The following is a 10,974-nucleotide window of genomic DNA, read 5'->3' on the forward strand; positions in this document are numbered from 1 at the left end:
GGGCGCTCTTAATCCCGGCTGTTCACGCCGGAGCCTGTTTGATCGTGGCGGTGGGGGTGCCCCGGTGACGGGAAAGTGCCTCTGACTTGGGAGGATCCGGGTTTTTGAGATTTTCGTAATGCCGTGGAGACGGAAGGGACTGAATGCGAGGGCCACCCGCGCGGTCTCGGTAACGGTCGCGGCTGCCGAGGTTCCGTTCTCGACCCGTCGCCGTGGAAATGGGCGCGGCATGTCAGATTCTTTCGGGTGGTGGCTGGCGGCCCGACGACGCGGGTCCTTCTGGACGAACGTCGGGTACTACACGCTACGCGCCGGCCGAATCCTGGTGGATCCACCACTGGAGGGCTTCCTCGGCGCCGAGGGTATCGGGGTGGCGAGGGCCGAGGATCCGGCGGCGGCTGGCCAGGACGTCCTCGCCGAGTGCACGGGCATCCTGGTACCGGCCGAGTTTGCCCAGATAGATGGCGAGGTTGTAGGCCGAGGTGAGCGTGTCGGGGTGGTCGGGCCCGAGGACGCGGCGGTGCCGGGCGAGGGTGTCCTCGCCGAGTTCGCGGGCGGCCTGGTGGTCCCCGAGGGCGCTCAGCCGTACGGCGAGGTTGTAGGCCGAGTTGAGGGTGTCGGGGTGGTCGGGCCCGAGGACGCGGCGGCGGCGGGCGAGGGTGTCCTCGCCGAGTTCGCGGGCGGTCTCGTGATCGCCCAGGGCGCTCAGCAGGATGCCGAGGTTGTTCGCCGAGTTGAGGGTGTCGGGGTGGTCGGGCCCGAGGGTTCGGCGGCGCCGGGTGAGGGTGTCCTGGTACAGGTCGCGGGCGGCGTGACGGTCGCCGAGCTCGGCGAGGTCGACGGCAAGGTTGTGGGCCGAGTTGAGGGTGCCGGGGTGGTCGGGCCCGAGGGTTCGGCGGCGCCGGGTGAGGGTGTCCTCGTCGAGTTCGCGGGCGGCTTGATGGTCACCGAGGGCGCTCAGCCGGATGGCGAGATTGTTCGCCGCATCCAGGGTGTCGGGGTGGTCGGGGCCGTGAGTCCGCAGTAGGCGAGCGAACACGCCCTCGGTGGATTCGGGGGTGTCCAGGCGCTCGCCTTCGGGCTGTTCCTCCGTCGCATCGTCGCCGGCGACGGTCGTGGGCTTGGCGACGGTCGTGGGCTTGGCGGCGGCGAGGCCGGGGGTGACGAGGGTGTGGGCGGTGACGAGGGTGTGGGCGACCGTCGGCACGTCGGCGGCTGGCGGCTGCTCGGCGGCGTGGCGGACGGCGTCGTCGAGGTGCAGCGGCAGGCCGGCTCGGGTGATCCAGCCCGCGCCGTAGGCCGCGGCCGTGGCGAGGGCGAGGGCGAGGGCGAACGCGGCGGCGTCCGGGTGGCGGGCGGCTGGGTCCTTCTCCAACGCGTGCAGCACCACCTGGGCGACCGGTGCGGGCACCCCGACCATGGGCGGGGCGGGCTCGGTCAGCTGCCTGCGCCACAGTATGTGCAGTGGCTGTTTCGGGTCGAATGGCGGCCGGCCGGCCAGGAGCTGGTAGAGCACGATGCTCAGCGAGTACAGGTCGGTCGCCGGGCACAGCCGGCCGCCCTCGATCTGTTCGGGCGCCATGTAGACCGGCGTGCCGGCGACTTTGCTGGCGGTGGTCGCCGACCCCTCGAACAGCTTCGCGATGCCGAAGTCGACGACCTTCACCGTCCCGTCCGTGGCGAACAGGATGTTGTCGGCCTTGACGTCGCGGTGCAGCACACTGTGGTCGTGAGCGTGGCTCAACGCCGCGGCCACCGCCAGGCCCACCGCACACGCCTGCTCCGGCGTCAGCGTGCCCCGCCGCCGGGTCAGCGTGCCCCCGGCCAGCAGCTCCATCACCACGAGGCACAAGTCGTCGGCCTCGATGTAGTCGTAGACCCGGACCACATGCGGATGATCCAGTCCGCCCAGCACCCGCGCCTCGGCGGCGAAGTCGATCCGCTCGCCTTCGGCCGTCTCGGCCGGGATCACCTTGATCGCCACCGGTCGGCGCATCCGCCGGTGCTCTGCCTTCAGCACCAGCCCGAACGCCCCTGAGCCCAGATACTCGCCGAGGACGTAGTTGGGCACCGCCGCGGCAACCCGCGCCCGCTCGATAATCACCAAACGCCCCGGCAGCCCGGTCGTGTTGTTGGCCGTCCTGTTGGCCGTCCTGTTGGCCGTTCTGTCGTCACGACCCGGATCATCACAGCATCACCATGGTGGAGCCAGCTTAGAGCGCCCCAGGACCCCGGAACACCACGGATTGCCGGGACTGCCTGCCATCTCGGCTGGGTGGCCTTCCATCCGATGTGGCCTTTCATCCGATCCCGACCGGCACCAAATCTCCCGCGCGGGTAGGGACCTGACACATGCGATGAACGGACTCGGCGGATCTGGCCCGCTGGATGATCATCAATCGTCTGGTCACAGCGAACGACGTCTGCAAATGTTTGCGAGAAAATCCCCCGTCGCCCCCCGTCGCTGTTCTTCTGTATAGCCTGGACGAGGCTTTGGGTGAGAGCTTTGCGACGGATACCGACGATCATCACCCTCCGGTAACATCTCGTATCTCTCCGTGGAGATTGTGGTGGAGGTGTAGCGCTCAACTACCCGGCCGAAAATCTGTCGCCCAGGTTCTGGAGCCGGCGGCGGAAGTCGGCGCGCGATAACGAACATCTGGATTTGTGCTGCCGGAGGTCTCACGTATGGTCCTGTTGTGCGAGGGGCAGGTCATCCGGGATACCTGCACGGTTGACCGGCTGCTGGGCAGGGGGGCTTTTGCCGAGGTCTACCGGGTCGATCACCCGTATCTGGGCCGGCAGGCGATGAAGGTCTTCCGGCAGGTAGGAATGTCCGGGGAACAGGTGCATGACGCACTCGGCGAGGCGATGCTGTTGTCCGGCATGGGTCACCCCAACATCATCCGCGTGTTTGAGGCGAACACCGTCGAGACGGACAACGGGGTATACGCATACTTCACCATGGAATACGTGGCCGGCGGTACCCTGCACGATTTCTGGTCGTCGTACGGCGACGGGTTCGTGCCCATCCCGACCGCGGTGGACGTCATGCGGCAGATATCGCGTGGGCTGGCGGTCGCCCATCGGAAGTCCCCGCCGATCGTCCATCGGGACATCACGCCGCAGAATATACTGGTCGGCTACGACGGGGACGGTTTGCGTGTGCGGATCAGCGATTTCGGGCTTGCCAAGAAGGTCAGTGCCCTGACCCTGCTGGCCAGCTCCCAGGGAACCATCGCTTTCATGGCGCCGGAGACCCTGCTCCACCCGCATCTCGCGTCGGTGCCGGGGGACGTCTGGGCTCTGGGCGCGGTGTTCTACCTGCTGCTGACCGACCGGCTTCCATATCCGATGCGCTCCGCCGGCGCCCCGATCACGGCCGCCTGGAACACGGGCACGCTCGTGCTGCCGAGCGAGCTGCGGTACGCGGTGGACGGAACACTGGACGCAATCGTCGCCCGGGCGCTGTCCTATAACCCGGCGAAGCGTTACCCGTCGGCCGCCGAGATGCTCGCCGACCTGGATGCGTGGCAGCCAGGGAGCCCGGCGCCGCCGCGGCCGCGAGAGAAGGAACCGGGGCCGGCCGGGGAGATCGCCGCGGGCAAGAATGTGCTCGGTCGGTCATCGCCCGCGGATGGGGCCGCGGCGCTGGGGATGGCTCGCCAGGCGGTGGCCCTCGCCACCGCGGGCCAGTGCGACAAGGCCGCCGATCTGATGGAGGAAGCCTTCAACAAATGGCCCGGGCTACGTGACCAGTACGTGTCACGGATCCGGCTGTGGCGTAAGGGGGTGACGATGTGACGACCCAGGACACCGACGTCGACCCGCTGCAGCGGGTGTCTGCGCAGATCTACCGGCAGAACGCCTTCCGGGTGACCGGCCTGGCACTCTCGTCCACCGGACGGGAGATCAGACGGATGGCCGACAGACTTGCCGTCATCGAGAAGACCGATGGGCAGTTGCCGACCTCGGACATCCTGCCGCTGGCGCCGACCCCGTCCGCCGGGGACATCCGCGCCGCTCTCGACCGGCTGGGCGATCCCCGCCAGCGGCTGGTCGACGAGTTCTTCTGGCTCTGGCCGGCGCAATCGGGCGGTCCGCAGGACGCAGCGCTCGCCGCCCTGGCCGCCGGCGATCCGGACGCCACGGTCCGGCACTGGACCACCGCGGCGCAGAACAGCGACCTGACGGTGCCCGCGGACGCCGCGAGCGCAGTCCACAACCTCGCGGTGCTCGAGCACGTACGGGCACTCGACGCCGAACTGGCCGCCGACACCGCGCAGCCCGACTGGGTGTCGGTCTACCGCCGCTGGGGGCTCGTCCTGCGCGACGATCGGGTCTGGGACAGCCTGGTGGCGCGCATCAGGCACGCCGCCAACGCCCGGCTTGACGAAAGCCTCGCCGCCGGGATTCGCTCGGCGCTGCCTAGCGCGTTGCTGAGGATCGGTGCCGAGATCGTCGTCGCCGCCATCGCGGCCGACGATATCGGTCGGGCCGAGAGGCAGCTGGCGGCGATGCGCGACGCACAGCTGGGGGACACAGCCCGGGATGCGCTCGACGCCGCCCTGCGGGCGGCCGGCGCGCCCTGGGCCGACCAGATCGCCACGCTGTGCGACGACGCCGTCCAGGTGGCCACCGACACTCGGAAGAATGGTCTGGACCAGGCCGAGCGCATCCTCGCCGATTCCGCGGGGCTGCTCGAACGGCTTGATCTCCTGCTGTCCCCCGAGGAGCTGACGCGGGCCCGCACGCACGACAAGGTCGCCCTCGACACGCTGCGTTGCGTGCTGTCTTTCGACCAGACCCGGGATCTCTCGGACACCGCCGACGCCGGTACCGCCCGTGACCACATGCGGATGACCAAAGTGCTCACCCGGGCTGAGCGGACGGCGGCATCCGAGGCCATCGGGGACCGGCTGGCCGAGAACCGGAAAATTCTCGAGACGAGCTCCCTGCGCTTCGTCTGCTGGATCTGTCACGAGAACCCGACCGACCCCAGAACGGCGATCAAGATGTGGATGCTCGGCGACGTGATCCGGGAATACCCCAACGTGCGTTGGAACAAGCGGGAGCTCACCGTGCCGCGTTGCCGGTCCTGCCAGTTCCGCTCATGGGGCCGGGGATGGCTGGCCGCGCTGCGCTGCGCCCTGTACTTCGTGGTCGCGATCAGTATTCCCACGATGCTGTTCGCCGACGCCGGCGGCGGATATATCTTCCTGGCCGTCGTCGTCGCGTGTGTCGTGTTCCTCGTCGACCTGAACGCCGTCGTCAGGCCCGCCGCGCAACAACAATGGAACCACATCGTCTCCTTCCCGCCGGTAGCGGAACTGCGCAGAAAGGGATGGCAGCGCGGTGAGCGGCCGCTGGGGGTCGGCAGTGACTGACATTCTGCGCCAGTGGCGGTATCCCCGCGAGTTCCGCATAGCCCGACCGTCCGTGCCGGGGGAATGGGCCGCGGTGCTCCAGGCGTCCCGGGAAGCCTCGCCCGTACCGGCGCCTGGCGAGCAGGCGGCGGACCCGGCCGCGGAGAAGGCGCTGGGCCAGCCGGCGGTGGCCGAGCTCGCGACCGGCCTGTGGCGAATGGGCCGGCGCCTTTCCGACATGGCGAAGAACTCCGGCCCGGCAAAGAGTTCCGACACCGCGCAGGACAGGGGCCGCACGACGGACACCCGCCGGCTGCAGCGGCAGTTCGACTCCCTCTGGAGTGCCCTCGCCGCGGCCGGGGTCGAGGTTCAGGAGCACGACCACACCCGATACGACTCCGGTCTCGACCTGCAGGTCCTGGAGTTCCAGCAGACCGACGGGCTGACTGACGAGATCGTCCTGGAGACCCTGCGGCCGAGCGTCTACCTCCACGGTCGGCGAGTGCAGACCGGAGAGGTCGTCGTTGGCATTCCCGTGCGCTGACCCGACCCGACCTGACCCGACCCGACCCGACCCCAGACGAGCCCCCCCCGCAGACCCCCGACACACGCACCGGAAAACCGGTCCCACCGGGAAGGAGGAACGATGGCGCGATCGACGATGGACTTCGGCATCGATCTGGGCACTACCAACAGCGCGATTGCGGTCCTGGACGGAACGAAGGCCCGCATCATCAAGAACGCGTTCCAGCACGACACGACGCCGTCGGCGGTCTACGCTGACCGCAACGGCCGGATCCATGTCGGCGAACGGGCCCGGGAACGCGTCGAGTCCGATCCGGCGAACGCCGCCGCCGAGTTCAAGCTTAAGATGGGGCTGCGCGACCAGGCGACGACATTCGCCAACAGTGGTCTGGCGCTGACCCCGGAGGAACTGTCCGCGCACGTGCTGCGGGCACTCAAGACGAATGTCACCAGGCAGCTCGGGGAGGACATCCGGGCCGCGGTCATCACCGTTCCGGCCGCGTTCGAGCTGAACCAGACCGACGCCACCCGGCGGGCCGCCGAGGCCGCTGGCCTGGAACTGTCGCCGCTGCTGCAGGAACCGACCGCAGCCGCCCTCGCCTACAGTTTCCAGCGCGACGAGGACAACATCTACCGGCTGGTCTTCGACCTCGGCGGGGGAACCTTCGACGCCTCGGTCGTGCATATCCGGGACGGCGAGTTCGACATCGTCAACCACCGTGGTGACAACTTCCTCGGCGGGAAACTCATCGACTGGGCGATCGTCGAACAGCTGCTGATTCCCGCGCTGCTCCAGCAGTATTCGCTTCCCGGCTTCGGCCGGGGCGAGCTCACCTGGGCCCAGGCGATCGCGAAGCTGAAGGCGGCCGCAGAGAACGCGAAGATCGAGTTGTCCTCGACGGGATCGGCGCTGATCGACATCAGCGAGCCCCCGCTGTGCACCGACTCCCGCGGGAACCCGGTGGAGTTCGTCCACGAGCTGCACAGCGCGGATGTGGACCAGCTGACCGAACCCTTCGTCGCCCGCGCGATCAACATCTGCCAGGCCGCGCTGCGGGAGAGCCACCTCGCGCCGGAGAAGATCGACCGGGTACTGCTCGTCGGCGGGCCCACCCTCATGCCGTACCTGCGTCGGCGGCTCACCGAAGGTCTCGGCATCGAGCTGGATGTCAGCCAGGACCCGATGACCGTCGTGGCCTGCGGCGCGGCGATCTTCGCCGGGACCCAGCGGCTGCCGGCGGAGCCGGCGCGCCCCGACGTCGCCTACACCGTGGACCTTGAGTACAAGCCGATCGGCTCCGATCCGGAGCCTGTGGTCGGCGGGGTGGTGCGGGGCCCGGCCGGCCGCAAGCTTGAGGGGTCTACCGTCGAGTTCGTCAACGCCGAGGCCCGCCCGCCGTGGCACAGCGGTAAGATCATTTTGCTGGCGGCCGGCTCGTTCATCACCACCCTGCGCGCCGAGCCCGAGCGGCGGAACACCTATGAGATCGTCCTGGAGGACCCGACCGGAACCCGCGAGCGGATTCAGCCCGCGGAGCTGACCTACACCCTCGGCACAGTCGCGCCGGCCGCCACTCTCACCCACTCGATCGGGGTGGCGCTGGCCGGCAACGAGGTCTCCTGGCTGCTGGCCAAGGGCACTCGGATCCCCGGCAAGGCCCGCGAGATCCTGCGGAGCACCGTGCTGCTGACCCGCGGCCAGTCGGGCGGCCTGCTGCGGATCCCGATCCTGGAGGGGGAGCACTCCCGGGCCGACCGCAACCGGCAGGTGGGCGCGCTGGAGATCCTCGCCGACCAGGTGGCCCGCAACATCCCGCGCAACAGCGAGATCGAGGTGGTGATCGAGATCGACGCCTCCCGGCTGGTGACCACCAGGGCGTACGTGCCGATCCTCGACGAGGAGTTCGACGCCGTCCACGACCTGACCACCGAGAGCGCTCCGGCCCCGGCCGAGCTGCGCCGGGCGCTGAACGCCGAGCAGGAGCGGCTGGATGCCTTGCGCGCCGACGCGCGGCGTACGTCCGACCCGGCAGCGCTCGCCATCCTCGGTGAGCTGGACGACGAGCGGGCAGTCGATCAGCTCGAGAACGACGTGGCCTCCACCGAACACGGTGACGCGGACGCGGCGAGCACCGCCGGCAAGCGGATGCTGGACCTGCGGGCGAAGCTCGACGATGTCGAACATGCGCTGGAGTGGCCCTCACTGGTCGAATGGGCGAACCGGGTGCTCCACGACGCGCCGGGGATGATCGAGGAATACGGCGACGCCAATGACCGGCGGCGGCACGAGCTCCTCGCCGCCGACATTCGCCGTGCGCTGGCCGGTCAGGACGCCGCGCACCTGAAGACCCTCGTCGACGAGCTGACCGGTCACCTGGCCATGATGCTCGACCGGAAGACGGGTGCCGTGGCGATGGCCCGCTTCACCCGGCTGGTCGAACAGCGGTCCGAGCTGCGCGACCAGGCCCTGGCCGCACGCCTGATCGCGGACGGGCAGCGCGCTGTCGACAGCAACGACATCGAGCGGCTGCGGACGGTGGTCCGACAGCTTATCGACCTGCTTCCGCCCGAGGACAGGCAGGCGGACCCGGAGGCCTACAGCAATGTCTACAAGTCTCGGTGACACCACCCACGTCGCGCTGATCGGCGAGGTCGTCCGGGGGCAGGCCGTCACGCTGGCCCGTTCCGGCCGGTACGAGCACGCCGTCAGCCTCCTCACAGAGCTGGCGACCGGGCGCGACCACACCGCGGCGGAACACGACTTGCTCGCCCGGATCCACGCGCAGCAGGGCCGTTTCGGCGACGCCGAGCGTCACTGGCGGGCTGCGCTGGCTATGGACGGCCCCACGGACGGGGCCGCAGCGGGCCTGCGCCGCCTCGAACGACTGCGCACCCGCCGCGGCAGCGGCCGCGTCCGGGGCGGTGTCGCCGCACTGCTCGTCGTTCTCGCCTTCGGCGGGGGCTGGCGGTTCGGCCACGACCGGACCAACCCGGCGGTAGCGGCCCCCGCGCCGGCCCCTGCAACGGCCCCCGCGCCGGCTCCCACCGAATCGGTGAATGTGACGGCGGACCTGGCCGCGCGCTTAGCCGGACCGGAGGTCACCATCGCCAAGGCCGGCGGCCAGGTGGTCGTCGTCTTCCACGACGCGCTGTTCGCCACGTACGACACCCCCAGCCCGCAGGGCCGCGCGGCGCTCGCCGGGCTGGGTATCCGGCTGGCGGCGATACCCGATATCGCCGTCGAGATCGTCGGACACAGCGACAATTTCCCGGTACGCCCCGGCGGCCCGTTCCCCGACAACACCGCGCTGAGTCTGGCCCGCGCCGCGTCCGCGGCGAAGATCTTGAGTCAGGCCGGCGTCCCCGCCGCCGCCCTCACGATCTCTGCGGCCGGCAACGCCGTCCCCCCTCATCCTGACGGCCCTGCCGGTGACACCCGTAACCGAACGGTGATCCTCCGCATCACGCCGCCCGCTTAAGTGGTCGGCGACGGAGGCCGGGCGGCCGGCCGACGAGCGAGAGCCAGAGAAGCAGGAAGGACGTACCCATGACGCAGGCCGAGCCACGGCCGAAGGCTGCGGCCCGGCCCCACGACCCGCTGGCCGTCGCGCTTGCCAACGCATCCCTGTTCGGTGGTGGGTACCTGATGCTGGGCCGGGGACAGCTCGCCGTCGTCGTCACCCTGATCACAGCCGAGCTCCTCATCATCTTCGCCTCGGTCGCGCAGACACTGTGGTTCGGGATCGTCGTGCTGCTGTGGTGGGTGGCCGTCATCGCACACGGCTGGTATCTGGCTGGTGGGCGACCGCGCCGGGGCCGGATCCGGCCGGACCGGTCGAGGAGACAAGGGGTCATCGCCTTCGCCTTAGTGCTCCCGGTACTGCTGGCCTTCGGCTTCCTCCGGTTCACCATCGCGCAGATCGAGGGGGACGTCGCCGCGGCCCACCGCACCGGTGACTGCCCGCGGGCGGAGGCCGCCACGGCCAGGGTGTCGCCCGCTCACCGCATGGTCGCTGTCTCTCCGGTCGCCGACGGCGAGAACATGGTCAAGGCATGCGCACTGCTGCGGCCGGTCGCCGGTGATCTCGACGCCGGGCGGGCCGGTGACACCGCAGCCCTGGACACCGGTTTCCGGCAGCTTTCCACCATCCTCGCGGAGCTGCCCGGCCATGAGAACATGGTGCAGGGAGCATTGGACCGGTTCCTCGACGGCCTACCGACCAAGGATCCCTGCAACACCGTGAAGATCCTCACGTGGCTCGCCGCGCGGCCGCCCGGCGGCAATGGGCTGGACCGCGCCGCCCAGGTCGTCCCACAGCTCGCGCCTGCGGCGCTGGTCGACTGCGGCAACACGTTCCTGGCGGCCGGGGACTGGGAGAATGCGCGGGCGAAATACCAGCAGCTGCTCGACCAGTACCCCGGCCACAATCTTGCCGCCAAAGCCCGAGAGGGAATACAACAGGCCAACCAGAAGATCGAGGATGCGAGAATACGCCGCGAGCGGGATGCCGAGGATGCGAGGATACGCGGCGAACGGGAGGCCGAGCTGGCGACCCTACGCCGTCTGCTGGAGTCGCCGGACTCCGACCAACCGGCGTACTGCTCCGCTCCGGTACCGTACGCAGCCGCCCCTTCCGGCGGGCCGAACCGCGCACTGATAGTCGGCAACAAAGACTACGTGGACAATCTCCCCGCCGAGTGGAGGACCGATGACGTCACCACTGCCACCCGGGTGCTCTGCGTCGGCAACGCCGAGTTCGGAGCTGCGGTCGCCACCTGCCAATATCAATTTTTAGGCATCAGCAGTAACGTGACGTTTTACCGGGTGGCGTTGCGCGTTCGCGTTTACGAGCTACGAACCGGACGACTCGTGACCGACACCAGAGTGGAGATCAGCGGCACAAGCTGCCCTGACCGCGTCGGCTACGACACGAAGCAGTACGTCAGCCCCTCCGATTCCCAGATACAGGCCGCCTTCCGACCACTGATCAGTCCGTGACCGCCTGTGGGGTGCCAGCAGTCGCTGGAGCATGCGCCGGCCTTGACCGCCCAGGACCGGAACGTCACCTCTCCATTCGGGTGT

7 protein-coding genes are annotated in these 10,974 nt (G+C 69.3%); 6 read left to right on the forward strand and 1 reads right to left on the reverse strand.

Annotated features, from left to right (window positions below; translation table 11 throughout):
* Positions 1-304: 304 nt before the first annotated feature.
* Positions 305-2,104 (reverse strand): serine/threonine-protein kinase, encoded by a 1,800-nt coding sequence (locus U9979_RS23270; RefSeq protein ID WP_322780963.1) that lies wholly within the window; start codon positions 2,102-2,104, stop codon positions 305-307.
* 584 nt (positions 2,105-2,688) lie between these two features.
* On the opposite strand from U9979_RS23270, the gene U9979_RS23275 reads away from it, so the two are divergent.
* The 6 genes from U9979_RS23275 to U9979_RS23300 all read left to right on the forward strand — a co-directional run bounded on the left by U9979_RS23275 (position 2,689) and on the right by U9979_RS23300 (position 10,890).
* The gene (locus tag U9979_RS23275; RefSeq protein WP_322780964.1) at positions 2,689-3,804 is read left to right on the forward strand and encodes a serine/threonine-protein kinase; all 1,116 of its coding nucleotides are present in this window, start codon (positions 2,689-2,691) and stop codon (positions 3,802-3,804) included.
* Positions 3,801-5,387, forward strand: a complete 1,587-nt coding sequence (locus tag U9979_RS23280; RefSeq protein ID WP_322780965.1) for a hypothetical protein — start codon at positions 3,801-3,803, stop codon at positions 5,385-5,387. Before U9979_RS23275 ends, U9979_RS23280 begins: the two co-directional genes overlap by 4 nt.
* Positions 5,380-5,910, forward strand: a complete 531-nt coding sequence (locus U9979_RS23285; RefSeq protein ID WP_322780966.1) for a hypothetical protein — start codon at positions 5,380-5,382, stop codon at positions 5,908-5,910. Before U9979_RS23280 ends, U9979_RS23285 begins: the two co-directional genes overlap by 8 nt.
* A 102-nt stretch (positions 5,911-6,012) precedes the next feature.
* Entirely contained in the window at positions 6,013-8,514 is a 2,502-nt protein-coding gene (locus U9979_RS23290; RefSeq protein WP_322780967.1) for an Hsp70 family protein, read from the forward strand.
* Positions 8,495-9,370 carry an OmpA family protein gene (locus tag U9979_RS23295; protein ID WP_322780968.1) on the forward strand — a complete coding sequence of 292 codons (876 nt, stop codon included), beginning with the start codon at positions 8,495-8,497 and terminating at the stop codon, positions 9,368-9,370. The genes U9979_RS23290 and U9979_RS23295 overlap by 20 nt, the downstream gene beginning before the upstream one ends.
* Positions 9,371-9,438: 68 nt before the next feature.
* A complete protein-coding gene (locus U9979_RS23300) occupies positions 9,439-10,890 on the forward strand; it encodes a hypothetical protein (RefSeq protein WP_322780969.1) in 1,452 nt (483 codons plus the stop codon).
* The last annotated feature ends 84 nt before the right edge of the window (positions 10,891-10,974 follow it).

This window comes from Protofrankia sp. Cas4 (assembly GCF_963555915.1).
Classification (GTDB): Bacteria; Actinomycetota; Actinomycetes; order Frankiales; family Frankiaceae; genus Protofrankia.

Excerpts from the sequence above, each read along its gene's own strand:
- U9979_RS23275 (WP_322780964.1), top strand. The coding sequence starts at position 2,689 with ATGGTCCTGTTGTGCGAGGGGCAGGTCATCCGGGATACCTGCACGGTT.
- U9979_RS23290 (WP_322780967.1), top strand. The coding sequence starts at position 6,013 with ATGGCGCGATCGACGATGGACTTCGGCATCGATCTGGGCACTACCAAC.
- U9979_RS23295 (WP_322780968.1), top strand. The coding sequence starts at position 8,495 with ATGTCTACAAGTCTCGGTGACACCACCCACGTCGCGCTGATCGGCGAG.
- U9979_RS23300 (WP_322780969.1), top strand. The coding sequence starts at position 9,439 with ATGACGCAGGCCGAGCCACGGCCGAAGGCTGCGGCCCGGCCCCACGAC.